General features: G+C 41.5%; 26 protein-coding genes, 4 tRNA genes, 1 pseudogene and 1 riboswitch. Of the genes and pseudogenes, 23 read left to right on the top strand and 8 right to left on the bottom strand.

Annotation, left to right across the window (positions count from 1 at the left end):
• Positions 1–42 precede the first annotated feature (42 nt).
• Both ACFN7Z_RS04125 and ACFN7Z_RS04120 read left to right on the top strand, forming a co-directional pair.
• Entirely contained in the window at positions 43–1,026 is a 984-nt protein-coding gene (locus ACFN7Z_RS04125) for an outer membrane protein assembly factor BamD (RefSeq protein ID WP_010327302.1), read from the top strand.
• A 191-nt stretch (positions 1,027–1,217) separates the two neighbouring features.
• Positions 1,218–3,113, top strand: coding sequence for a DNA primase (locus ACFN7Z_RS04120; RefSeq protein WP_010327303.1), 1,896 nt, complete (start codon positions 1,218–1,220; stop codon positions 3,111–3,113).
• A 25-nt stretch (positions 3,114–3,138) separates the two neighbouring features.
• Here ACFN7Z_RS04120 and hemA read toward each other — a convergent pair whose 3' ends face one another.
• Positions 3,139–4,422: a glutamyl-tRNA reductase gene (gene hemA / locus ACFN7Z_RS04115; protein ID WP_010327304.1), complete on the bottom strand. Its 1,284-nt coding sequence runs from the start codon at positions 4,420–4,422 to the stop codon at positions 3,139–3,141.
• A gap of 78 nt (positions 4,423–4,500) precedes the next feature.
• Here hemA and ACFN7Z_RS04110 point away from each other — a divergent pair, with 78 nt between their 5' ends.
• From ACFN7Z_RS04110 to panD, 11 genes are all read left to right on the top strand, one after another.
• Positions 4,501–6,210: a hypothetical protein gene (locus tag ACFN7Z_RS04110; RefSeq protein WP_029575087.1), complete on the top strand. Its 1,710-nt coding sequence runs from the start codon at positions 4,501–4,503 to the stop codon at positions 6,208–6,210.
• Positions 6,211–6,215: 5 nt separating this feature from the next.
• Entirely contained in the window at positions 6,216–6,797 is a 582-nt protein-coding gene (gene lolB / locus ACFN7Z_RS04105) for a lipoprotein insertase outer membrane protein LolB (protein ID WP_010327306.1), read from the top strand.
• Positions 6,798–6,808: 11 nt separating this feature from the next.
• Positions 6,809–7,639, top strand: a complete 831-nt coding sequence (gene ispE / locus ACFN7Z_RS04100; protein WP_010327307.1) for a 4-(cytidine 5'-diphospho)-2-C-methyl-D-erythritol kinase — start codon at positions 6,809–6,811, stop codon at positions 7,637–7,639.
• 1 nt (position 7,640) lies between these two features.
• A tRNA-Gln gene (locus ACFN7Z_RS04095) sits at positions 7,641–7,715 on the top strand.
• Positions 7,716–7,743: 28 nt separating this feature from the next.
• Positions 7,744–7,818: transfer RNA gene (locus ACFN7Z_RS04090), tRNA-Gln, on the top strand.
• 19 nt (positions 7,819–7,837) lie between these two features.
• Positions 7,838–7,912, top strand: a tRNA-Gln gene (locus ACFN7Z_RS04085).
• Between the two features lie 90 nt (positions 7,913–8,002).
• Positions 8,003–8,077, top strand: a tRNA-Gln gene (locus ACFN7Z_RS04080).
• A 36-nt stretch (positions 8,078–8,113) separates the two neighbouring features.
• The gene (locus ACFN7Z_RS04075; RefSeq protein ID WP_004695513.1) at positions 8,114–9,067 is read left to right on the top strand and encodes a ribose-phosphate pyrophosphokinase; all 954 of its coding nucleotides are present in this window, start codon (positions 8,114–8,116) and stop codon (positions 9,065–9,067) included.
• Between the two features lie 101 nt (positions 9,068–9,168).
• Positions 9,169–9,465 (top strand): 50S ribosomal protein L25, encoded by a 297-nt coding sequence (rplY, locus tag ACFN7Z_RS04070; RefSeq protein ID WP_004695511.1) that lies wholly within the window; start codon positions 9,169–9,171, stop codon positions 9,463–9,465.
• An 18-nt stretch (positions 9,466–9,483) separates the two neighbouring features.
• Positions 9,484–10,065 carry an aminoacyl-tRNA hydrolase gene (gene pth / locus ACFN7Z_RS04065; protein ID WP_004695508.1) on the top strand — a complete coding sequence of 194 codons (582 nt, stop codon included), beginning with the start codon at positions 9,484–9,486 and terminating at the stop codon, positions 10,063–10,065.
• 143 nt (positions 10,066–10,208) lie between these two features.
• Entirely contained in the window at positions 10,209–10,589 is a 381-nt protein-coding gene (panD, locus tag ACFN7Z_RS04060) for an aspartate 1-decarboxylase (protein ID WP_004695506.1), read from the top strand.
• A gap of 64 nt (positions 10,590–10,653) precedes the next feature.
• Here the strand turns inward: panD and ACFN7Z_RS04055 are convergent, their stop codons facing one another.
• Complete coding sequence (locus tag ACFN7Z_RS04055) at positions 10,654–11,256, bottom strand: GDYXXLXY domain-containing protein (RefSeq protein WP_010327309.1); 603 nt, start codon at positions 11,254–11,256, stop codon at positions 10,654–10,656.
• On the bottom strand, positions 11,253–13,037 hold the full coding sequence (locus ACFN7Z_RS04050; protein WP_010327310.1) for a DUF2157 domain-containing protein: 1,785 nt from the start codon (positions 13,035–13,037) through the stop codon (positions 11,253–11,255). Before ACFN7Z_RS04050 ends, ACFN7Z_RS04055 begins: the two co-directional genes overlap by 4 nt.
• 264 nt (positions 13,038–13,301) lie before the next feature.
• Positions 13,302–13,465, top strand: a riboswitch (FMN riboswitch).
• 105 nt (positions 13,466–13,570) lie between these two features.
• On the opposite strand from ACFN7Z_RS04050, the gene ribB reads away from it, so the two are divergent.
• Positions 13,571–14,230, top strand: coding sequence for a 3,4-dihydroxy-2-butanone-4-phosphate synthase (ribB, locus tag ACFN7Z_RS04045; protein ID WP_010327312.1), 660 nt, complete (start codon positions 13,571–13,573; stop codon positions 14,228–14,230).
• 64 nt (positions 14,231–14,294) lie between these two features.
• On the opposite strand, the gene ACFN7Z_RS04040 is transcribed toward ribB, so the two are convergent.
• Positions 14,295–14,909, bottom strand: a complete 615-nt coding sequence (locus ACFN7Z_RS04040) for a LysE family translocator (protein ID WP_010327313.1) — start codon at positions 14,907–14,909, stop codon at positions 14,295–14,297.
• 81 nt (positions 14,910–14,990) lie between these two features.
• The gene (locus tag ACFN7Z_RS04035; RefSeq protein WP_010327314.1) at positions 14,991–15,476 is read right to left on the bottom strand and encodes a DUF1289 domain-containing protein; all 486 of its coding nucleotides are present in this window, start codon (positions 15,474–15,476) and stop codon (positions 14,991–14,993) included.
• Positions 15,477–15,656: 180 nt separating this feature from the next.
• On the opposite strand from ACFN7Z_RS04035, the gene ACFN7Z_RS04030 reads away from it, so the two are divergent.
• From ACFN7Z_RS04030 to ACFN7Z_RS04015, 4 genes are all read left to right on the top strand, one after another.
• A complete protein-coding gene (locus ACFN7Z_RS04030) occupies positions 15,657–16,589 on the top strand; it encodes a rhodanese-related sulfurtransferase (protein WP_010327315.1) in 933 nt (310 codons plus the stop codon).
• Between the two features lie 214 nt (positions 16,590–16,803).
• Positions 16,804–17,103: a hypothetical protein gene (locus ACFN7Z_RS04025; protein ID WP_010327316.1), complete on the top strand. Its 300-nt coding sequence runs from the start codon at positions 16,804–16,806 to the stop codon at positions 17,101–17,103.
• 78 nt (positions 17,104–17,181) lie between these two features.
• Positions 17,182–17,796 carry a DedA family protein gene (locus ACFN7Z_RS04020; protein ID WP_026056455.1) on the top strand — a complete coding sequence of 205 codons (615 nt, stop codon included), beginning with the start codon at positions 17,182–17,184 and terminating at the stop codon, positions 17,794–17,796.
• 18 nt (positions 17,797–17,814) lie between these two features.
• Complete coding sequence (locus tag ACFN7Z_RS04015) at positions 17,815–18,228, top strand: ABZJ_00895 family protein (protein ID WP_010327317.1); 414 nt, start codon at positions 17,815–17,817, stop codon at positions 18,226–18,228.
• Between the two features lie 61 nt (positions 18,229–18,289).
• Here the strand turns inward: ACFN7Z_RS04015 and ACFN7Z_RS04010 are convergent.
• Positions 18,290–19,086: pseudogene (locus ACFN7Z_RS04010) on the bottom strand (LysR family transcriptional regulator).
• Positions 19,087–19,189: 103 nt separating this feature from the next.
• Between ACFN7Z_RS04010 and ACFN7Z_RS04005 the strand changes: the two are divergent.
• Complete coding sequence (locus tag ACFN7Z_RS04005; RefSeq protein WP_010327318.1) at positions 19,190–19,792, top strand: LysE family translocator; 603 nt, start codon at positions 19,190–19,192, stop codon at positions 19,790–19,792.
• A gap of 117 nt (positions 19,793–19,909) precedes the next feature.
• On the opposite strand, the gene ACFN7Z_RS04000 is transcribed toward ACFN7Z_RS04005, so the two are convergent.
• Positions 19,910–20,434 carry a YecA family protein gene (locus tag ACFN7Z_RS04000; protein ID WP_004695482.1) on the bottom strand — a complete coding sequence of 175 codons (525 nt, stop codon included), beginning with the start codon at positions 20,432–20,434 and terminating at the stop codon, positions 19,910–19,912.
• A 70-nt stretch (positions 20,435–20,504) separates the two neighbouring features.
• Entirely contained in the window at positions 20,505–20,714 is a 210-nt protein-coding gene (locus ACFN7Z_RS03995; protein ID WP_004982817.1) for a PA3496 family putative envelope integrity protein, read from the bottom strand.
• Positions 20,715–21,148: 434 nt separating this feature from the next.
• Between ACFN7Z_RS03995 and rpoD the strand changes: the two genes are divergently transcribed.
• The 4 genes from rpoD to ACFN7Z_RS03975 all read left to right on the top strand — a co-directional run bounded on the left by rpoD (position 21,149) and on the right by ACFN7Z_RS03975 (position 24,876).
• Positions 21,149–23,032 (top strand): RNA polymerase sigma factor RpoD, encoded by a 1,884-nt coding sequence (gene rpoD, locus ACFN7Z_RS03990; protein WP_010327320.1) that lies wholly within the window; start codon positions 21,149–21,151, stop codon positions 23,030–23,032.
• 122 nt (positions 23,033–23,154) lie between these two features.
• Positions 23,155–23,442, top strand: a complete 288-nt coding sequence (locus ACFN7Z_RS03985; protein WP_010327321.1) for a YbeD family protein — start codon at positions 23,155–23,157, stop codon at positions 23,440–23,442.
• A gap of 162 nt (positions 23,443–23,604) precedes the next feature.
• On the top strand, positions 23,605–24,264 hold the full coding sequence (gene lipB / locus ACFN7Z_RS03980) for a lipoyl(octanoyl) transferase LipB (protein ID WP_010327322.1): 660 nt from the start codon (positions 23,605–23,607) through the stop codon (positions 24,262–24,264).
• Positions 24,265–24,396: 132 nt separating this feature from the next.
• The gene (locus tag ACFN7Z_RS03975) at positions 24,397–24,876 is read left to right on the top strand and encodes a hypothetical protein (RefSeq protein WP_171518820.1); all 480 of its coding nucleotides are present in this window, start codon (positions 24,397–24,399) and stop codon (positions 24,874–24,876) included.
• Position 24,877 lies beyond the last annotated feature (1 nt).

The raw sequence follows: 24,877 nt of genomic DNA, 5'->3' as shown, positions 1-24,877 counted from the left end.
GCGCAATTGTAGCTCATTGCCCGTATTAACAGAGGAATTTTTATGTCGCTACCACATTATAAAATGACAATGCTTGCTCTAACGATTGGCATTGCATCTGCAATGGTAGGCTGTAGCAGCAATCCCAAGAAAGAAGTGGTAGATACCGGTCCACAATCGAGTGAACAGGTTTATATTCAAAAAGCAGAAAAAGCACTGCAAAGTGGTCAATATACCGACGCTGCAAAACACTTAGAAGCATTAGATACCTATTACCCTACAGGTGAATATGCGCAACAAGCTCAACTAGAGCTGCTCTATGTGAAGTTTCAGCAGAAAGATTATGAAGGTGCGATTGCACTGGCTGATCGTTTCATTCGTTTGAACCCTCAGCATCCAAACGTGGACTATGCCTACTATGTCCGTGGCGTAGCCAATATGGAACAAAACTATGATGGTTTGATTCGTTATACTTCTTTAAAGCAAGCACATCGCGATGTGAGCTATCTTAAAGTGGCATATCAAAACTTCGTAGACTTTATTCGTCGTTACCCTTCAAGCACTTATGCGGTTGATGCCGCACAGCGCATGAAGTTTATCAGCAATGAGTTGGCTGAAAGCGAAATGAATGCGGCACGTTTTAATATCAAACGTAAAGCATGGGTCGCAGCACTAGAGCGTGCGCAATGGGTGATTGAACATTATCCACAAAGCCCTCAAGTGCCTGAAGCTTTAGCAACTGTTGCTTATTCGTATGACCAATTGGGCGACAAGCAAACTGCGCAACAATATACCGATGTCTTGAAACTAAATTATCCAAATTTAGTGAAATCGAATGGTGAAGTGAACTTACGCGCTGCACGTAAAGAAGCAAGTTGGGTCAACCGCGCGACTTTAGGTGTGTTTGGTCGCGAAGAACAAAACAGTTCTGAAGAAACAATCGAACAGCCGAAACAAACAACAGAGCGCAGCTTTACCAACCGTATCAGTTTCGGTCTACTCGATCGTCCTGAAACACAGCAAAACATCAATACTGAAACCGAATAATTCCTCTGAAATATTCGCTATTTTAGAAAGGGCAAGTTATCATACTTGCCCTTTTGTTTTGTGCGATTTCCGCTTGATCAAAACGCTTAAAAGGTATACAAAACAATCTAGATTCGATGGTTTTTTGCATTTTAAAACCTCCATCTCTGCTTCTTTTCACGGTTCAAAACATCAGCGACTGACGATTCGACATGGCTATTCCTCAACACACCATTGACCAAATTTTAGATCGGACCGACATTGTCGACCTGATTGGTCAACGTGTGAAACTTAAAAAGTCAGGTCGCACCTATTCAGGCTGTTGTCCGTTCCATCAAGAAAAATCACCATCTTTTCACGTGTATCGTGACAAACAGTATTTCCACTGTTTTGGTTGTCAGGCCAATGGTAATGCCATTCGTTTTTTAATGGACATCGACAGTCGTAGCTTTATTGATGTGATGAAGGATTTGTCGAGTCAAACAGGCATCGAACTTCCAAAAGACAACCGTGACTCGAAAAAACTGGTGTATAAGCGAGAAGCTAAACCTGTCCAAAAACCACAGGTCGATGTCGCAGAAGCCAAGAAAACTGAGCCAGCTCTGGTACAACCTGAGTTTCAAATTGAGCATGATCCTTTTGCTGAATTTCAGTCCATGGACTACCAAGAGGGTTATGCTGATTTTGATACTTTCGAGGGCTTCAACACTGCCCCCGTTCAAGAAGGCAACTTATACGACCTGTTAGAAAATATTGCGCAATACTATGAGCAGCAACTACCGCATAGTCGCTCTGCTCAGCAGTACTTTAAGCAACGTGGACTCAGCCGAGATACCATTGCATATTGGCGTTTAGGTTATGCACCTGAGGACTGGCAACACTTAGAAAAAGCCTTCCCGCAAGATATCGAAGGCTTAAAGCTACTCGGATTGATTCGTACCAGCGACAACGGTCGTGACTTTGACTTGTTACGGGATCGCGTCATATTTCCGATTCGTGATGCCAAAGGTCGTGTGGTGGGATTCGGTGGTCGTGCTCTAAATGACGAAATTAAGCCCAAATACATCAACTCGCCAGACTCTGAGGTATTTCATAAAAACCAATTGCTTTATGGTTTATATGAAGGTCGTAAACAAAAAGCCCAAGACTGCCTAATGGTCGAAGGCTATATGGATGTGATTGCACTACAGCAGTATGGCATTGCAGGTGCTGTGGCGACCTTGGGAACTGCCAGTAACACCGAACACTTAAATATTCTGTTTAAACAAAACAACCGGATTACCATTGCCTTCGATGGTGACGTGGCTGGACAAAAAGCAGCACGCCGTACTTTAGAAATTGCATTACCGTTACTCAATGATGGTCGTGAGCTGAAGTTCTTTGTGCTGCCAAATGATCATGACCCTGACTCAATGATTCGTCGCGAAGGTATTGAAAACTTTAATAAACTGCTCCAACAGGCCCCACTACTGTCAGATTTTGTTTTTGCACATCTGACGCAGAACCATGACATTAGTAGCCCTGAAGGTAAAAGTCAGGTCATGAGTGAGTTGCGCCAACTGACGGACTTATTGCCGAAAACGGGCTCTTTCCGTTATTTGCTAAATCAATCCTTCAAAGAAAAGCTTGGTTTTGGTCGTCGCTGGACACCTCAAGTCAGCAACGATGCCTCGTTGTCTTTTAATATTCGCACCAAAGATGAAGACTTCGCCCTCGCCGTTCTGATCCATCATCCGTTTTTGTATATTCACTTTGAAACTCTACGCGCCTATTTACCTGAAGATGAACTTTTAGCGCATGTGCTACAAGTCTTAGATGGCATCTTTGATGATTTACCCGACGACCAAGAACTGGCAACCTATTATGTTTTGGGTGCATGTAGCCGTTATGCCAACGCGATTGCCGATATTATGCAGCGTACCAATATTGAAGAACTAACTAAAACACCAGAACTGGCGGATAAACTGGCCAGTGAATATGCTCTTTCGCTTGAAGAAAAATATTTAAAACTTAAACTTAAAGCCCCAAATTCATTAATTGAGACACGAAATTTAAAACATAAACTCTTTGAACTGACCAAAAAAATAGGCTTAAGACTGATTACTTAAACCTATTGCATTTTTGTATTTAGATTTACTTTTTAGTTTTACGACGTTTAGTAAAAGTCTCATTTAAACATGTTTGCATTTGTTCAAAATGACTCGGATCTTCTGATTTGGCTGCTTCACGCAGCATAATCGAGGTCGGATGTAGCAACTTCTGCGTCAAACGATGTGCAAACTCTTGCATCACCCGCTCCGGTTTTTCTCCTTTCGCAATCCGTGCCAGCGCTAGATCTAGTTCTTCTTGTCTTAAGTGTTCACCTTGCTGACGGTAAGCATGGATGGTTTCACCTGCGAGATTAACCTTCTGCTGGGTCACCAACTCCGTTGCTAGTTGGTTGACCATCACCTCAGCTTCAACCGCCGCCTGACGACGTTGAGCAAGGTTTTCATCAATCACCGACTGCAAGTCATCTACGCCATATAAATAGACGCCATCCAAACTTTCCACTTTCGGGTCGATATCACGCGGAACAGCCAAATCGACCATCAACATTTGTTGATAACGACGCTTTTTTAAGGCAGCTTTTACATCTGGATAATGAATCACTTGATGTAAACTACCGGTACAACTGGAAATGACATCTGCACGCGCTAAGTTATTAGCCAACTGATCAAACTCAATGATTTCCACATCTACACGATGGGCTATTTCTTGAGCCAAAGTTTCAGCCCGTTCACGGGTACGGTTACAAATGAGGATTTTTGCGACGCCCATTTCAGCCAAATGCTTCGCCACTAAGCTATTCATTTCGCCCGCAGCGACCACCATGACTGTCAACTTTTCAGGCTTACTAAACACTTGTAATGCAAGCTGAGCCACCGCGTAACCCATCGATACAGCATGACTACCCACAGCCGTTTCAGAGCGGACGCGTTTCGCCGCATAGAAAGCATATTCAAAAATTCGGTTTAAATGAGGAGAAACAGTATGAGCCGTCTTCGCTAGAGATAGTGCTGATTTAACCTGCCCCAAAATTTGCGGTTCACCAAGCATGAGTGAATCTAAACCGCTTGCAACACGCATTAAGTGAGTGACAGCCTGCGCATTTTCATAACGGTATACATGATTCAACAATTGTTTAACATCTATGCCATTTGCTTGGGCGAGCCAGTTTAATACCATATCTGAGTTTTCAGACATGGCATACACTTCTGTTCTGTTACACGTAGAGACCACTACCATTTCATTTAAGTCTTGGTTTTGGCCTTGTTGCTCAAGCAGTTGTGTTAACTTTTCAGGGTTAAATGCAATTTGCTCACGCAATTCTACGGAGGCGGTTTGATGGTTGACACCCAATGCAAAGAAAGACATATCAGATCATCATTTCGCTAAATTTATGCTATTGTGCAATAACGGTGTCATAAAAAGCATTACTTGGATCAAGAAAAATTGCGTCAAACACATTGCCGACTGAGCGGCGCGAGAATTAAGCAATATTCTACCACATTCTTACTCGTCGGTAGCATGGCATCTAGTGCTCATCTTAGAGCAGCTGGAGATTTTTCGCTATCTAATTATGATGCAATTCAACAAAGTATGATTGCCGAATTTGCACTGGCTTATCAAGACAGCGCGACTGCCCTGCATAACTATACTGTGTTGGCGATTAAAAGTAATTCCACCACCATTAAACAGCGCGCTTTAAATATTGCCCTTGAACAAAATGACTTGCATGCCGCACTCGACATTGCAACGCATTGGGTGGTGCAAGAGCCTACCGATGTTCCAGCCTTATTTTATTTATCTCACATTGCACTCAAAGCACATGAATATGAACTTGCAGCTGAAACACTCGATAAAATTCTCAACATTGATGCCAATGCTGATTTAGAGCAAATCCTTGCGGGGATTGCCCCTGAAGAACCTGAAGATCAAGAAATTCTCATCCAAGCACTACGTTCAAGTAAGGAGCGGAACAATCCCTCTATTTTGGCATTGATTGCAGGTTTAGAGGCGCAAAATGGCCAGCTTGACCAAGCCCTAACCACCATCAATAAAGCCCTAAAAAAGCGCGGAAAAGTCACAGGCTACATCCTGATGAAAGCCAACTTACTCAGCGCACTCGGTCAAGAAGAAGAAACCCGTAATTGGTATGCAAAATCGAGTCGTAAACACCGTGACAATGTCGATGTCCGTTTAGCCGAAGCCAAATATCTGATTAAAATTAATGCGTCGAATGAGGCCTTAACCAAGCTTGAGAGCCTGATTAAAAAATGGCCTAACCAAGAAGAAGCCTTGTTTATTGCGGGGTTAACCAGTATTGACTTAAAAAAGTACGAAAAAGCGGAAAAATATCTGGTTGAACTACGTAATTCAGCCGAATATCAAAATGAAGCCTATTACTATCTAGCAGTGAATGCTGAACGAAAACAGCATTTTGAAACAGCCAAGGCCTACTATCGTCTAGTCGATGGTAGTCTGTATACCGTATCACGTCGTAGCCTCATCAGTATCTATACTCAGCAAAACAAACCCAATGATGCTTTGCGCTTTTTAACCCAAGAACGGGTGAACTATCCACAACATGCAAGTTTTTTGTATCAGGCGCAAGCCGATATTTTAAAGCGCATGAATAACAAAGCCGCAGCCATGCGACTGTTAGATGAGGCGATTAAGAACTTACCGGATGATCCTGAACTGATCTATTCTGAAGTGCTAATGTTGGATCCACATACGGATAAAGACAAACTTGAAAAGTTGCTAAACCAACTGTTAAGTATCGAGCCCAATAGCCCAACCTATCTCAATGCTTATGCATATACTTTAGCCTTGCAAAACAGACGCTTAGATGATGCACGTAGATTTGTTGAACATGCTTTAGAATATGCCCCTGAACAAGCCTCCATCTTAGACACCTTGGGCTTTATTTGTTACTTACAAAATGACTTTAGCACGTCAGCCAAAGTCTTAGAAAAAGCCTACCTCATCAGTGGTAGTGTCAATATTGGCGTGCGTTATGCGCGTTCAGTTTATATGCTCGGTGATCTGCAAAAATTCTCCACTGTGTTACAACAACTCAAACAAAAACACCCAAATGATCCTCAATTGGATCAACTCAATACTTTATTGTTACCCCAACAACTGAAAAAGAGCTCATAGTTTTTATGCGTATTTTCTCAAATCTGAGCTTAAGCTTACTTGCTGCAAGTAGCTTAGCACTAACAGGCTGTCAACAATTTACTAAACCACAGCTTGATCCAAACACTATACAAACCGAATCTGATCAACAATTTAGCTTACAGGGTAAAATTGGGGTGCGTACGCCTGAACAGACAGGCAGTGCTTTTTTCACATGGGTACAACAGCAACAAGAGTTTGATATTGAGCTCAGTGGAATTTTAGGCGTTGGTAAAACGCAAATTACTGGTCGTCCAGGTGAAGTTAGCCTGAATAGTGCTAAAACTGGCCTCATCCAAGCTGAAACTCCTGAAGAACTTTTAAAAACAGCAACAGGTTGGCAGGCACCCATCACCCATTTAGTCAATTGGGTTCAAGCCAAACCTGCAACAGTTCAAGCACAAATCCAACGTGACAGTGCCAAACGAGCGGTAAAGATCATTGAAGATGGTTGGAGCGTTGAGCTGAGCTATAACGAACAAGCCCATATGCCAAATCGGTTGATTTTAAAACAAGCACTTGAAAATGGTGCAGAAAACCGTATTACAATGGTCATTCAAAACCGCTAGTTTATCTCGTTATGATCCGTGTCCCTGCCCCATCAAAACTGAATTTGTTTTTACACATTACGGGTCGTCGTGAAAACGGCTACCACGAACTGCAAAGTATTTTCCAGTTGATCGATCTGTGTGATTGGTTAGAGTTTGAGCTCCGTACAGATCAAGAAATTCATATTGAAGGCTTAAACAGTGTCGATTTGAGTCAAAATTTGATTTATAAGGCGACGCAGATACTTAAGCCGTATGCACAAACAGCCACCGGTTTATCCATTCGTCTTGAAAAAAATATTCCGATGGGTGCAGGCTTAGGTGGTGGTTCATCGGATGCTGCAACGACATTAATCGTAGTCAATCAACTGTGGCAGTGCGGGCTAAATACTGAGCAATTAGCAGACTTGGGTGTTCAGTTAGGCGCAGACGTTCCCATCTTTGTCCATGGTCGCAATGCTTGGGCTGAAGGCATAGGTGAGCACTTAACATTCATAGACTTAGATCAAAAACAATACATTGTGTTAAAACCTGATTGTTTTATCAGCACTCAATTGCTTTTTTCACAAAAAACATTGACAAGAAACACGAAGAGCTCTAAATTTTGCGCCTATCAGTTAAAGCCATCTGATTTTGGAAATAATTTTGAGCCTTTGGCAAGAAGTTTATATCCAGAAGTAGATGAAGCGATGCAATATCTCGACCAGTTCGGTGTTGCAAAACTTACAGGTACAGGTGCTTGTGTTTTTGCTGAAGTAACGAGTGATATGAACATTGATGATGTTCTTGCAAATGCACCATGTAAAGCTTACTTGGTCAACAGCTTGAATGAATCACCAATAAGACATTTCCACGTTACCTGATAGGGGTATCGCCAAGTGGTAAGGCACCGGTTTTTGATATCGGCATCCGTTGGTTCGAATCCAGCTACCCCTGCCATTTTATTTCACCTGTAGATGACTGTACTAGGGGTATCGCCAAGTGGTAAGGCACCGGTTTTTGATATCGGCATCCGTTGGTTCGAATCCAGCTACCCCTGCCATTTTACAGTAATCAAATTTAGGGGTATCGCCAAGTGGTAAGGCACCGGTTTTTGATATCGGCATCCGTTGGTTCGAATCCAGCTACCCCTGCCATTTTCCAAAAAAGACAGAGCAACACTTTGCTGTTCTACTGTTAATTTACCTTGACAGAATGACGCAAAAATATTAAAGTTCTGCCGCATTAGGGGTATCGCCAAGTGGTAAGGCACCGGTTTTTGATATCGGCATCCGTTGGTTCGAATCCAGCTACCCCTGCCATCTAATTCCTAAATTGCCAACCGCCAAGGGTGCTTCATGCCCAATCTTGTCGTTTTTAGTGGATCTGCACATCCACAATTCGCCCAAAAAGTCGTAAGCCACTTGCACATCCCTTTAGGTGCTGCATCTATTGGTCAATTTTCTGACGGTGAAATTGCTGTCGAAATTACTGAAAATGTTCGTGGTAAAGACGTATTTATCGTACAACCTACTTGTGCCCCAACGAATGATAACCTGATGGAAATCCTCGTTATGGCTGATGCTTTGCGTCGTGCAAGTGCTGGTCGTATTACCGCAGTGATTCCTTATTTCGGTTATGCGCGTCAAGACCGTCGTCCTCGTTCATCACGTGTTCCAATTACTGCAAAAGTTGTCGCAGATATGCTGACAACTGTAGGAATTGATCGTGTGGTAATGATCGACCTTCACGCTGACCAAATCCAAGGTTTCTTCGATATCCCTGTAGACAACATCTACGGTACACCAGCGCTTTTAGCTGACCTTCGTCAACAATCACATGATAACCTCATGGTGGTTTCTCCTGACGTTGGCGGTGTCGTTCGTGCACGTGCTGTTGCTAAACAAATGGGCGATATTGACCTTGCTATCATCGACAAACGTCGTCAAAAGGCAAACGAATCACAAGTCATGCACTTGATTGGTGATGTTAAAGGCCGTGACTGCGTCATCGTAGATGACATGGTGGATACTGCAGGTACGTTATGTAAAGCTGCTGATGCATTGAAAACATTTGGTGCGCGCAAAGTGGTTGCTTATGCAACTCACCCTGTTTTATCAGGTAAAGCTATCGAAAACTTGAAAAACTCTGTGATTGATGAATTGGTTGTTACAGACACCATTCCTCTTTCTGAAGAAGCTCAAGCTCTTGGTAAGATTCGCCAAGTTTCAGTTGCGAGTATGGTTGCTGAAACAATTCGTCGTATTAACAACGAAGAATCTATTAGTGCAATGTTTGATTCTTATCTATAATATAGCGCTGAATTTTAAAAGCCCTGCCCAGTGCAGGGCTTTGTCTCACTAGGTCGGTCGCAGATCTAGTTTATTTAAAACTTAAATTAAGGATGTCTATCATGGCAAACTTCGTATTAAACGCTCAAGCGCGTGAAGCAGCTAACCAAGGGAAAGGTGCGAGCCGCCGCCTTCGTCACGCTGCTCAAGTTCCAGCTATCATCTACGGTGGTGCTGCTGAACCTGTAGCTGTTACTTTAGAACTTCGTGAGCTTGTTAAAGCTTTAGAAAACAACGCTTTCTTCGAAGAAGTTGTTGAAATCAAAGTTGGCGACAAAGTTGAAAGCGTTAAAATCAAAGCGTTACAACGTCACCCAGCTAAAAACACGCCTATGCACGCTGACTTCGTTCGCGCATAAGTGTTATTGGTGTAATTAGTGTCAAATATTTCACTGATTGTTGGTTTGGGCAACCCAGGTTCTGAGTATGCCCAAACCCGCCATAATGCAGGCTTTTGGTTTGTTGAACGCCTTGCAGAACAATATGGCATTACGCTTAAAAAAGACCCAAAATTCAATGGAATGAGTGGGCGTGGTAATATCGAAGGTCAAGACGTCCGTCTGCTATTACCCACAACCTTTATGAACCTTGTTGGTAAAAGTGTTGTTCCCTTCGCAAAATTCTACAATATTGCTCCAGAAGCAATACTGATTGCTCACGATGAACTGGATATGAACCCTGGTGTCATTCGCCTAAAAACAGGTGGTGGTCATGGTGGTCATAATGGTTTACGTGACATAGTCCCTCATATCGGTCCAAACTTCCATCGCTTACGCATTGGTATTGGTCACCCCGGTTCAAAAGAACGTGTTTCAGGACATGTCTTAAGCAAAGCACCAAGCAATGAACAAAATTTAATGGATGACGCAATCCATCACGCATTGGCTCGCACTAAAATGCTGGTGAATGGTGAGATTCAGCCTGCCATGAATCAAATCAATGCTTACAAACCAAACTGATTAGTCAAAAAAATGTTGAACCATGCTGCTTGCCATACTGTCATTTTAAAGGCAAAATGCGCTTGCCTGATTGCTTATCCAGCAAGTTCAGATTGATTCAACCATAAGATAACGATCTTAGGTCCACTCAGGAGACGCTAGCCATGCTATCTCGTTTATTAAAAGCAAAAATCCACCGTTGTGTTGTTACCCAAGCTGAACTTCATTATGAAGGTTCATGTGCAATCGATGGTCTTTTATTGGATTTAGCCGGTATCCGCGAATATGAAGAAATTCACATGTGGAACGTGACTAATGGTAAGCGTTTCAGTACCTATGCAATTCGTGGCGAAGAAGGTTCTGGCATCATTTCAGTCAATGGTGGTGCAGCACATCAGGCCGATGTAGGCGATTTAATGATTATTGCGACATTTGGTGATTTTACAGAAGCTGAAGCAAATGCACATAAACCACGTTTAGTTTATGCAAATCCAGACAATACTGTAAGTCACATGGCAAACTGTATTCCAGTCCAAGTGGCTTAAGCCCAATAGATTAAAAAAATCCGCTGCGTGCGGATTTTTTTATGAGCAGAATAATGCAATTGTATCAATTCTGAGTAGCACGAAACCCGCTCAACCAATCTCGTTTGCTCTCACAGCCTAAATCTTGTAGCTGATCACCTTTCAATGCCGTGAGTATCGCACTGCCCTGCTCATCGACTTTAAACTCAGCATATTCTGCCTGCTGATAACAATCCGCTAAACCTTCTGCAAACAAAAAACTTCTCGACGCAGGATAAAGCTCGCTATATCGATTATTCGGGTTTTGTAAAATCAGTCGGGCTGTACGAACATTTTTCGGCAACTCAAAATAGCTATGTATCACGCGCCTCTGTGAATCGAGTTCAACATAAGTGAGCACCGAAGATTTGTTCTTAATCACTTCATCAAAATAATGACCTGAAAAAATCTGATCTTCTTGATTGATGTTTGCTTGGCTGGTGCTTTCTGGACTCAAATGTTGAGGCGCAAAATAAAGTTGATAATTCAGCGCCATATAATCCCCCTGAATAATCGAACGCGGGTCTACAGGTTGCAAACGCACATACATGGTTTGACTATTATTTAAGTGCCATTCATTTTTAAAAATTAAGCCTAGAAATACCGCGATGCTGAGTAATGCCAAAGCAAGAGGAGTCATTTTCTTCATATGCCGAACTCCTCTTTTTGCTTAAATAGCATCAAGCTCAAGGTCAGCAAGAGCAACATCAGACCTGACAGTAACATGCTTAAACTTTTAATCAAAAAAGTTACATCGAGGGAATAATATAAAAACCCTAAAATTACAGCGAAAGTTGCCAGCGCAAATCCATAGATCACTTTATCTTGTGTTTTTAATGCCCATGAAATGATGGCCAAACAAATAAAAATATCGAAATAACCATAATAAATTAGCCCAGTTGCAAAAGCAGTCAAAATAAAATGCGCAAATAAATGAAACTGGTTTTGAATATGTAAAAAGACAAACAGTACAAACCATAAAATCGGTAAGCCAAAAGTCAATATCGGAATGTGCTCAATTTTCGCTAATTCGTATTTCCCAAATAAAGTATAAAAACCCATAGAAAATAGAATAATGCCAAGTGCCGCAAGCAATAAACTGCGTTGATATTCAGTTGGCTGTATGAATTTTATGGCCAGAATTCCCAAATAAAAAACATAATTCCAAAGTGCTAAATAGACAAAATTTTCAACAATATTACGCCAACTGAGATATGCATTAATATCCCAAATACACGCTACACCTGCTGCATATAAACCCAAAACTTGAACAAAAACAAAGAACCAATGTGTTCGCATAAAATAAGCGAGTGCTAGCATCGCCAATTGTAAAAATAGAATAGGAAGAATGTGATTCATTAAATCAACGGTGTGAAAAATCACCGCAATTTGTCCTGCAACCCAGAGACAATAAGCAAATTGTCTTAAAAACAAACTTTGTTTAGCTTTCAATAAGTAAGCCGCCAAAGCCACAAAGACAACGCCCATAAGCAAAGAGAAATTTCCCCAAAAGGTCAGCATTAACGTAGCAAAGACGATGCCCGCAATCCAAGCTCCCACAGCAAGGGGAATAGCGTTGAACCGACTATGTGGAATAAATTTAATCAACATGTAAGTGATGAAAGCAAACCACGCAAAAATAATCAGTGCGATAAAAAATAATTCAACAATTTCATTCTGACCAAACCACTCCGTCACCGCCTTCACAATGATCAAGGTAAAGCTAATGCCCAAGCCAACGGCTGAAAGTGCACTACACAACTGATCTTTATTTTGATAATAGTAAACCAGTGAAATGCCCAACAAGATAAAAGACACGATGAAATAAAGAATGCTTTTATCCGCATAAAGATACATCGCCATATGCCAAATCGAGAGAACGGCAAACCACAGCAAGAATAAATAACGAAGTTTCGAATAATATTTATTGCAGAAATAGAATTGAATCAGCGCAAATACATGAATACTGATTAAAAAGAGATCTGGATATTGATCCCCCCAAAAGGTTTGGATAAAAAACAGAAACAACGCCAACTGGCTGGTAATACATAAAAGGAAAAACATCCCGATATTCGGGCGATATAACCACGGTAAAAGCAGCACAGACCAAAGTAAAAATAATAAATAGCTGTCAGCACCCGTTTGATAAATTTGACCAATCACAGCCAGAATTAAACCAATCATCAAACCACAGATACTATGTAAACACTGCACTAGAAAATCATGTTTTGTCAGCCACAAACTGCAAACCGCACTGAGGAATAATAACAACTGGGGAATAGCCAGCTGAATATTGTGTGGCAACATAAACCAATTGGCGGCAACCAAATACAATATACTGATCGCGATGAGGGTAAAACCAAAAACTTGCAGATGCTTTATGAAGGATTCAGCACTCCAAGGGTAATCATATTGTTGAATTTTGATCAATTCTAACTCCTCACTCTTATTTTTATCTTGATCATTTCAAACCATTCAAACTATAGAAAAACTTCTTATTCATGTTTATGGTTTTTCTCAGATATTCATTTTTGAACATTAAACTCATACTAAGTGAAATCATACATAGAGAGTGTTGGTCTTTAGCAAACCAATAACATAAACAACGCTATAGCAAAAATTGTTCTATGTATAAAACTGATCATTCTAAAACTCCCCCTGTTTTTCTAAATATTTAGCACTATAATGGGCTTACATCGCTTCAGGGCGGGGTGCAATTCCCCACCGGTGGTAAGTTCAGTTTGAATGACTCAGACTGAATCAGCCCACGAGCCAGCCAAGCAGAAATCATCTATTTGGCTCGCAGATTTGGTTCAATTCCAAAGCCGACGGTATAGTCCGGATGAAAGAAGACGACGTGACCAATAGAATCGCAGGTGCAAACCTATGAGGATTTATTGCTACGCCAATTTTTCAAAGTCCTGAAATGTTCAACCGTACTTCAATTTTACGCGAGCGTTTCAATGTCTAGTTTGATTCAACCCGAAATTTTCTTTTCAGCCCTTTCTCCAGCTGAACAACGTATTCAACAAGCTTTAGAAGATATCCGCCAAGGCAAACCCGTTTTGGTGATGGATGACTTTGACCGTGAAAACGAAGCCGACCTCATTGTGGCTGCTGAAACCCTCACCGTCGAAACAATGGCACGTATGATTCGTGATGGTTCTGGTATTGTATGTTTATGTCTGACCGATGAACTGGCCGATCACTTAGAGCTTGTGCCTATGGTGTCAGATAACTCAAGTCAGTTTAAAACTGCATTCACGGTGACCATTGAAGCTGCAACTGGCGTGACCACAGGTGTGTCTGCGCAAGATCGTACCACCACAGTCAAAGCAGCAATTAAAGATGGGGCTGTTGCCAGCGACTTAAATCGCCCTGGTCATGTCTTCCCTCTTCGTGCACGCCAAGGCGGTGTGCTCACCCGTCGCGGTCATACCGAAGGGACCATCGATTTAGCTCGTTTAGCAGGCTTGAAGCCGGCAGGTGTCTTGTGTGAACTGACTAATGCCGATGGGACTATGGCCTCTGGCATTCAAGTGTTGGCATATGCGCAAACGCATCAGTTGACGGTGATCACCATTGAAGAATTGGCGCAATATCGCATTAAACACGGAGTTTAATTTTCAGGCTCCCGATCAAAAAAGCCTCCATATTGGAGGCTTTTTTTATGCAATACCATCAGCATCAAACAAACACAGTATAAATACCATAGAGCGCAATACTGACCAATATCGCACCACAAACGCTTAATAACTTATTGTACAAAGCGGACTGCGATAGTTTATTAAAACCCAAATAAACCAAAGACAACGTGCTGAAGTCTAGAATAATCCAGAGAATGGTCAATAGTACAAGGCTGACATCAACATCACTGGTTACCCCAATGAATTGTGGGAAAAATGAAGCAAAGAAAATAATATCCTTCGGATTCGAAATACCCACCAAAAAACCTTGCTTAAAGCCCCCCTGCACCGCCTTTAGTTGCACAGGTGATGTTTCTGTTTCTTGTACAATGGCTTCTTTTAAAATTTGAAAGCCAAGATAAGCAATATATACGCAGCCTAAAATCTTAATCGCATTTAACCAATGCTCTGCAATGTTTAAAAAGCCTTTTAAGATGAGCACAGATAGTACAATGAGAACCAAAGAGGCTAAATTCGTCCCAAAAATGGTTTTTAAGGCTTGTTTATATCCACCTTTTAGACCTGCACTGGCAACCAACAACATCACTGGGCCAGGTGTTGCAATCATGACCACCACGGCCATGCAGTACAGCATCAGCTCAAATACATTGACCATCTAAAAAACCCTTTCCCCCAGTTACACTGGGCAACTATTGCAATAACCGCATATTATTTTTGACGCAAAAACAAAGAGAGCTTACTCATCTTCTACAGTCTGGATAAGATGTTGTCGAATCACGTCGGCGCGTAAAAATGCCAAGTCATAACTGGCGGTCGCCAGTGCAAGCACACGATGCTCAAATTCTTGCCAAATCGGTTTGACTTGTTCGGCTAGGATGCCTAAACCACTTTCTTCACTCAAGTTTTTATTCTTTTCACACACTTTTAATGCGTGGTATAGCTTGCGTCCTTTTGATGCATCTGAGCGTAAACGCACTCGTTTAGACAAAACAAACGCTTCCACCTGCTGTACATCTGCAAAAGGCAACATTGGGACTAAAATTTGATCGAGTTGCGCATCTAAACGCTGCCAGACTGAGCTATGCTGCTCAGCCGTGTAGGTATTCCACTGAATCACTTCATGATTAAAGCGACGACAACCACGACACACAGAATCACCAAATACCGTTGAACAACGCCCTGCACATGGGGTCAAAGAGGCAATTCGACGATCTGTACTCAAAACATACTCCTGTTAATAAACGCACCAAAACAAAACGGATTTTGTCTTTGGCAACTGAATATACACGCTCACCTACCACTTGAGAAGCCATTTAAAATGTTTACTTATCTCGCATCTTGATTCAATTCCATGTAAAATGTGCGCCTTAAAATTATCTATCAAAATACATTGGAGTACTCCATGAACGCTACTGTAGAACAGCTTGCACCTGTAGAACAGCAAGCGACGACTGGTTGGGTTGTTGCCGCACTTTATCAATTCAAAGAAGTTCAAGATCCTGCTGATCTTCAACAACGTCTTTTAGACTTGGTAAAAACCATCAACCTATGTGGTACTCTGATTGTAGCGGGCGAAGGCATTAATGGTACGGTTGCAGGCGATCGTGCCGCGATCGATATGATTCATCAATTCCTTCTGAATGAAGGTTTTAACGAAATGGAATACAAAGAGTCTGACAGTGCAGACAAACCATTTCGTAAAATGAAGATTAAACTTAAAAAAGAGATCGTGACTTTAGGCGTTGAAGTAAAGCCACGTGATTTAGTCGGTCACTACCTTGACCCGAAAGAATGGAATGACCTGATTGCTCGTGATGACGTCATTTTGATTGATACCCGTAATGACTATGAATACAAAGCTGGAACATTTAAAGGTGCTATTGACCCGAAAACAGAAAGCTTCCGCGAATTTCCAGAATACGTTAAACAAAACCTTGAACAGCACAAAGATAAAAAAATTGCGATGTTCTGTACAGGTGGTATCCGCTGTGAAAAATCGACCTCTCTTCTCCTTCAAGAAGGTTTCAACGAGGTTTATCACTTAAAAGGCGGCATCTTAAAATACTTAGAAGAAACCCCTGCTGAACAAAGTATGTGGGAAGGTGAATGTTTCGTTTTTGATGGCCGTACTGCAGTCACTCATGGTGTTGAAGAAGGCCTTAACATTAAGTGTCATGCTTGTGGTTGGCCACTTCTTCCTGCTGAAGCAGAAGAAGCTAGCTATGAACATGGTGTGTCATGCAAATACTGTATCGACAACACCACAGAAAAACAAAAAGAAGGCTTCCGTATGCGCCAGTCACAAATTGCTGCGGCTAAACGTAAACGCCTTTAAAATCATTCAGATGATTTAAGTCAAGAATAAGCCCTCATTTGAGGGCTTATTCTTTTATGCAGTTCGCATTTTTTAAAAATATTTAACAATTTTGTCACAACATTGAACTCAATCTGAGTCATACTGTATAAATAATAAGCTAAAGTGGTGTCCTGAAGGTCTCCACATAACAATAAAAATGACATGCCTAAACGACGAAAATAGGATGATTGCCATGCATAAAATAATCATGCCACGCCATCGCACACTGATTCGCAATGCCGCAGCAAACCGTATCGAGCAATATCACAGTACCAGCTTCAACCAAATCAAAGCCAAGCTTGAACAGCGCACGCATTTATTTATCGTGGTTTTGGGCATGTTGATTGGTTCAAGTATCGCGCTCGGCATTGGTTACCATCTAAGCTCAAATCTTTTAAATTATACATTGCTCAGCTTAATCCCAGTTGCGCTGGCCTATAGCTTACGTAAAGTCTATATTCACACGCTAACCCATACCCGTTTCGATGAATAGAAAACAATACATTTCAATTCTTTACCCACATGCGATAAGTCCTTAAGATAACTTATCGCATTTATTTTTATGGTCTATATGAACCTCACTGCATGGATCATCTCCGTCATGGAACAATTGGGTTATTGGGGAATAGCCTTACTCATGTTTCTTGATAATGTTTTTCCGCCCATTCCTTCTGAAATTATCATGCCTTCGGCAGGTTATGCCGCATCACAAGGCGAGTTGGTTTTAATTGGGGTCATTATTGCAGGATGTATTGGTTCACTCTTTGCCGCAGCAGTGCTGTATTGGATCGGCTATCAATTTAAACAAGAGTACATTTTCAGATGGGTCGACCGCTATGGTAAATATCTATTTATCAAATCCGCCGATGTGAAAAAATCCTTAGATTGGTTTGAGCAGTATGGTCACCGTATTGTATTTTTTGGTCGTATGATTCCTGCGGTACGTTCACTGATTAGCATCCCTGCGGGGATGAGCCGTATGCCCTTTTGGAAGTTCATGTTTTATAGTGGACTCGGCACAATTATTTGGACAACATTTTTAGCAACAGTCGGTTATTACTTTGGTGAAAACCAAGCACTGATGCATCAAATTTTTAGCAAAGTCGGTTATGTCATTATTGCCATTGTCGCTGTGATTATCCTTTGGTTTTTATATCGCAGGCATTTGCGTAAAACACGCAGCTAATTTATTTTGGGGAAATACATGAAACACTATTTACTGCATTTTGCGGCGGTATATAGCATTGCTTTGGTGCTGTTAATCACCGTACTGGTCTTTGGTTTAAACCTTGGCGGTTTAACCTTAATTCCGACCTTAGTGGCTTGTGCACTGATTAGTGTCAGACACTTCGTAAAAAAAGAACACCGTGTTCCAAATAATCATGAAAAAATACAACTGGTTTGGAGTTCAAGTGCTGTCGCAATTATCGTCGGTAGTTTCTTTGTGCTGTTTTTAGTGCTGATGAATCCCAATGCTGAAGCCATTATGAAATCAGTCGATAATGCCGGCATTGGACTTACCGCTGTCGTTATGCTGTGTATGGTCGCGATTCATGGCGCTATTTTTCATATTGCCTATGGTTGGTACGCAGACTATTGTTTTAAAAAGTTGCCATAAAAAAGCACCTCGTTTGAGGTGTTTTTTATGCTCGATAGATAGCGATCACATGCGCACGTGATTAGTGCTTTTGAGCGGAAAGTGCCATTAACTTTGTTTGGCTAGCTCTCATTTCTTCAATCAACCAATCCTTAAAAATGACTTTATGCGGATCATCCTCAAAAGGAGATGCGGAAAGTAAATAATAAGCGGAGCCATCTTGCACAATCGGGGTAAGCATATCTAACATTTGAAAATCGAGCTCTTTTTCAACCATATAAGCTGAAACCACTGTTGCCCCCAACCCTTCTAAAGAGGCCTCTATGCACAAAACAACTGAGTCATCGGCGCTAAATGCTTATGACGCGATACATATACCATATGCTCATCTGCTATTTTTTCGCTATAAATGGCCTTGCCCCAGTCAAAATCATTGCGCCTTAAGGCCAAGTCGATGTTTTGCGCTTTAAAATCCGCTTCTCCACCCGCTGTTAACAAACTGATGTCAATCTCAGGATAACGTAGCTTAAATTGAACTAAACGCGGAATCAGCCATTTCATGGCGATGGTCGGCTCACAGGATAAGATTAAGCTCTTCTTCTCATTCTTCTTTTCTTTTGCCATCTGTACGAGACATTGGTCAATCTGAGGAAAGACCTGCTCACAACAATCAAACAGTGTTAGACCATCCCCCGTCAGCTGTAACTTTTTGCCGTCGCGAATAAATAAACGACGTCCCAGCGCCTCTTCCAAATTTTTTAACTGCTTACTGACCGCCCCTTGAGTGACAAAGAGTTTTTCAGCAGCGATGGTTACACTGTCATAGAGGGCAACATAATAAAAAAAGTTAAGAGAATTCAGTGATAAGCGCTCAATCATTCCAAAAACTCATCAAAAGGAAAGAATTAAAATCGATTTTCACTATAGCAAATATATGAAAAATATATAAATCCTTTAATTCAACCCGAACAAGGATCAATGAGTGAATGAAATTATAGCGATTGCAATCATCACCCTACTTGCAGTCATCAGTCCCGGTGCTGACTTCGCTTTGGTCAGCCGAAATAGTTATCTATATGGGCGTAAACAAGGGATCTATACCGCATATGGTATTGCTTGTGCTGTATGGATACACATTAGCTATAGTGTACTAGGGCTCAGTTTTTTAAAGCACTACATTCCGAACCTATTGCATATCATTCAGTATATTGGTGCGCTGTACCTGATGTATATCGGGTACAAAACATTTACCCAACAGCAAATTAGTGACCATGTCACCCATGCTTTACTGCATCCACGGCAAGCATTTACACAAGGCTTTCTTGGCAACAGCTTAAATCCCAAAACTACGCTATTTGTGATGAGTATCTTTGCACAGTTGTTGCGAGGCAATCATGGTCTGATGCATTTAATCGGTTATGGCATGTTTATCTCGGCCAGTCATCTGCTGTGGTTTTTGCTCATTTCACTATTCTGCTCTACCCCAGTGATCCGAAATAAAATTTTACGCAAACAAGTGAGTATTAACCGTGTCACCGGTACCGTACTCGCAACTTTAGGACTTTGCTTATTTCTCACAAACTAAGCATGAGTGATACCTGCGTTTAGACCCTAAAATTTGGGCATAAAAAAACGTCCTCTAGGGACGTTTTTTTATTTGCTTGCTAATGCCTGCGTCGCTGATGTCACGACGCAAGAACAATTATGCTGGCGTATGATACATGAGATAAAGTTCGTTTAAGTTCTCTGGAATTTCTTCTGCAAGCTCATCCATTAACTGACCGTTACGACGGAAAGTTTCCATTTGCGGATCTTCTTCATCAATCCCACTAAATACCATAATTGGTAAAGTAAGATCGACCAGTTGCTCTTCAAACTCAGGCGTGAACCATGCATCTTCATTGAGGAACATTGCATCGACAAAACCAACGCTCCAATCCCCTAGGCTTGACTCAACATCTGCCTCTTCAATTTCAAAAGGAAATTCAATCCCTTCTTCATTGGCAAGGTTTTGACGAATAGACTCAAGCCAAGCTTTCACTTGCGCGATGATCTCGGCAGGCACTTTCTTTTGATTATTATCAAAAAGTTCATCCAACCATTTTGCAAAAGTAGGACCAACTGCAATTGCACACAAGAAACCATGAGTCGCTGCAAAATCTAGACCATACTCATTTTGGTCACCATCTAGATATTCACTCAATAAGTCTAAATCTAAAGCACTCATTTCAAATCCAAATTCAGAAACTGATTAGGGCATTAGCATAGCATTTTCAGACACGATGCTACATCTGATTTTAGTCTTCTTCGTCGTCAAAATCGTCATCATCGTCGATGTCGTAATCAAAATCTTTAAGCTCACGTTCCAAACGGCGCTGTGCAAGAAGGTCATCAATCAGGCGACGTTTTTCTAATGATTCTTTCGCACTAATTTTACTTGATGACTCATCAAAATTAACATCATCATCAGCGTAGTTATCATCTAGTTCAAAATCTGTAGAAGACACTAAAACTACCTCATAGTGAAAAAATGTGAAGGGTCTTAGCCGCTATTTATATGGGTTCCAGAACCTTGTCAAGTTTTATTTGAATTTAGAGCAATTAATTTGATTTTTAGTCTTTATTTCTAACCAATTTTTATGGCATGATATAATCCACCCTGCGTCTTTGTAGTTTACGACTTTAAAATGGTCACATAAAATCCAAATTGTTCAGATTTCAAATTTGGGTTTTGAACTTGAGCACGCTCGGGATGAACTTGAAAACAACAAATTCACCCCCATCTAAATCACTGAATTTATATTTTTAATATTTTATCAGGCAGCTTTTGGCTGACTATCTCTGATGGAATACGCAGTTATTTACAAATAAGTTTATGAAGCGAATTGTGCCCAGATGCACAATTTTCCACTGCCACAGATTCAACGAAGAGTAAGCAAAGATGAGCGATATGACTTCCCCTACTTCACAAGTAGCGGCTCTGATTAGCCGAGGCAAAGAGCAAGGTTACCTAACTTACGCTGAGGTTAACGATCATCTCCCAGACTCGATCACTGAAAGCGAACAGATTGAAGACATTATTCAAATGCTTCAAGACGTCGGTATTCCTGTGCACGAACGTGCGCCTGAATCTGATGATGCAATGTTTGAGGGTGGTAATGAAGCTGCCGATGAAGTTGCTGAAGAAGAAGCCGCTGCTGTTCTTGCCTCTGTAGAAAATGAGCCTGGTCGTACCACAGACCCTGTCCGCATGTATATGCGTGAAATGGGTACTGTTGAACTGTTGACGCGCGAAGGCGAAATCAGTATTGCAAAACGTATTGAAGAAGGGATTCGTGACGTTCTTCACTCGATTGCTTACTGGCCAAATGCGGTTGAAGTGGTATTACAAGAATACAAAGATTATGAAGCGGGCGAACGTCGTCTTGCGGACATCCTTTCAGGTTATTTAGACCCTGAAACTGATGAAGCGATTCCAGAAGTCCTTGAAGAAGAGTCAGAAATTGATGAAGAAGACTCTTCAACCAAGTCTACCAAAGATGTGAAATTGGATGACGACGAGGAAGAAGAAGAGTCTGAAAGTGATGATGATTCTGAAGGTGAATCTGGCCCAGATCCTGAAATTGCCAAAGCGCGCTTTGACGAACTGACTGCGGCTTGGAAAAACACCCGAACCATCATCGAGAAACATGGTCGTTCAAGCAAAGAAGCAGAAGACGCTTTAGAGTCACTTGCAACTGTGTTTATGATGTTCAAATTTACACCACGTTTATTTGACATCATTTCAGAAATGATTCGTGGTACACATGAACAAATCCGTACCTCTGAACGTGAAGTAATGCGCTATGCAGTACGTCGTGGTCGTATGGATCGTACTCAATTCCGTACCTCTTTCCCAGGCCAAGAGTCCAACTTTGCTTGGTTAGATGAACAAATTGCGAAAGCTTCGCCAGACCAAAAAGGCTATCTTGAAAAAGTACGCCCTGACGTTTTAGCGTTCCAACAAAAAATTGCAGACATTGAAAAAGATTTGGGCCTTGATGTTAAAGGCATCAAAGAGATCTCAAAACGTATGGCTGTAGGCGAAGCGAAAGCACGCCGCGCGAAAAAAGAAATGGTTGAAGCAAACTTACGTTTGGTCATTTCGATTGCGAAAAAATACACCAACCGTGGCTTACAATTCTTGGACTTGATCCAAGAAGGTAACATTGGTTTGATGAAAGCGGTAGATAAGTTTGAATACCGTCGTGGTTATAAGTTCTCGACTTATGCAACGTGGTGGATTCGTCAGGCCATTACTCGTTCGATTGCCGACCAAGCACGTACCATTCGTATTCCAGTACACATGATCGAAACCATTAATAAGATCAACCGTGTATCACGCCAACTTCTGCAAGAAATGGGACGTGAACCAACACCTGAAGAACTCGGTGAACGTTTGGAAATGGACGAAGTCAAAGTGCGTAAAGTGCTGAAAATCGCCAAAGAACCAATTTCGATGGAAACACCGATTGGCGATGATGAAGATTCGCATTTGGGTGACTTCATTGAAGACAGCAACATCACTTCACCTGTCGATGCTGCAACATCTGAAGGCTTAAAAGAAGCAACTCGTGAAGTGCTTGAAAACTTGACTGAACGTGAAGCGAAAGTCTTGAAAATGCGTTTTGGTATCGACATGCCAACGGACCATACTTTGGAAGAAGTAGGTAAACAGTTTGACGTGACGCGCGAACGTATTCGTCAGATTGAAGCGAAAGCACTACGTAAATTACGTCACCCTTCTCGTTCTGAACACTTACGTTCATTCCTAGAAAACGACTAATTCATACCGATACATTGGAGACTTGAAATTTAATCTCGAGTCTCCATTAAGTATTTAAGAGCAACACCTAACGCCTGCAGTTTCGCAGGCGTTTGAAATAAGGGGGACTGACGCTCATGACTATGTTAGACCGTACACCATCACGTGAATTACAAGAACATCTTTGGGTATTCCCTATGGACTACCCGATCAAACTCATTGGCTTTGCCAGCACTGAGTTACATGTTGCAGTGGTTGAAATTTTAGTCAAACATTTCCCAGAATTTGATGGTGAATCGATCCAAGTCCAGCCATCACGCACAGGTAAATACCATTCTTTAACTGCTCAATTGCGTTTTGAAGAATTAGAACAAGTTCATCAACTGTATGCAGACCTTGCGGCTTGTCCGTTAATTAAAACGGCGCTGTAATTCAAATGATGTATCAATGAGACACGCTTACGAGCGTGTTTTTTTGTGCCTAAATTTTTGATCTATTGAATTCAGCTTATTCACTGAAGAAATCCCCCTACGCTCTAGATCTTTTCTTTATAATTTCAGACATACTTTTTGTTTTATAAGGACGCAAGTGCCGTGTCAGATGCCGTTCTCAAACCACAACTCATTATTCGCCAGTTTGATAATTTAACTTCATATGCTGACCGCTTTGTAGAAATGAAAGCACTGACTGAACAACGAGATGCAGACACACCAGATGAACTTTGGATTTTGCAACATCATGACGTGCTCACCCAAGGTCAAGCTGGAAAACCTGAACACATCCTCATGAGCAGCAACATTCCCGTGGTACAAACGGATCGCGGGGGGCAAGTCACTTGGCATGGTCCTGGTCAGTTGGTTGCCTATTTTATGTTTGACCTCAACCGACTTGGTTGGAACGTCCGCACCTTGGTGTCTTATGCTGAAAACCTAATGATTGAGTTACTCAAAAAATATGAGATTGAAGCCTATGCCAAACCTGATGCACCCGGCGTGTATGTCGATGGACGCAAGATTGGCTCATTGGGTTTTAAAATTCGTAAAGGCCGCAGTTATCACGGTTTGTCCTTAAATATTGATTGTGACTTATTTGGGTTTCACACCATTAATCCATGCGGCTATGCGGGCTTAGAAATGGTGCGTATCTCAGACCTCAAACCAGACTACCCGCACTTTGAAAACTTATGTGCCGACATTATTGAAACTTTACAGCACAGCGGTTACTTTAAAGAAGTTCAAGTACAGCATATATAAAGGCTTTGCTTTTCATGGAAAAATAAATTAGAGTATTTACTCTAAACTAATAATTATTTTTAGAAAGGACAACAGCGAGTGATTAACGTAAATTCAGTGAAACCCGCTCTGCAATTGACCTATGTCAAACTTATGATGGATGTGATTGGCCGAGGATTGGTCATGGCCAGCCAAGTCGATAGTGAAATTCAGCAAGAAGTTGCAAAATTTCCAGCCAATTTCACCTTATCGATGAATGTTTTTCCAAACGGCCCGGCTTTTTTAGCCAAAGTGACCGAAAACCATCAACTCGAACTACTCACTCCGGGAAGTTTAAAGGCAGATTTAACCATCACCTTTAAACATCTAAGCCACGCCTTTTTGGTGTTTTCATTTCAAGAAAGTACAGCACAAGCTTTTGCACACGACCGTATGATTGCAGATGGCGATATTTCGTATGCGATTCGCCTCGTACGCTGTCTGAATAAAATGGAATCCTTGATTTTACCGAAAATGATCGCTGAACTTGCCGTCAAAGAATACCCAACTGAATTGGGCTTAAAAGAAAAACTCACTGGTGCTGCAAATATTTATCTCAAAGTAGCCCAATCATATTTAAAACGGAGTGCATAAC

The sequence above is a fragment of the Acinetobacter sp. P1332 genome (genome assembly GCF_044057475.1).
Lineage (GTDB): Bacteria > Pseudomonadota > Gammaproteobacteria > Pseudomonadales > Moraxellaceae > Acinetobacter > Acinetobacter johnsonii.
This window is presented reverse-complemented; position numbering and strand designations above follow the sequence as displayed.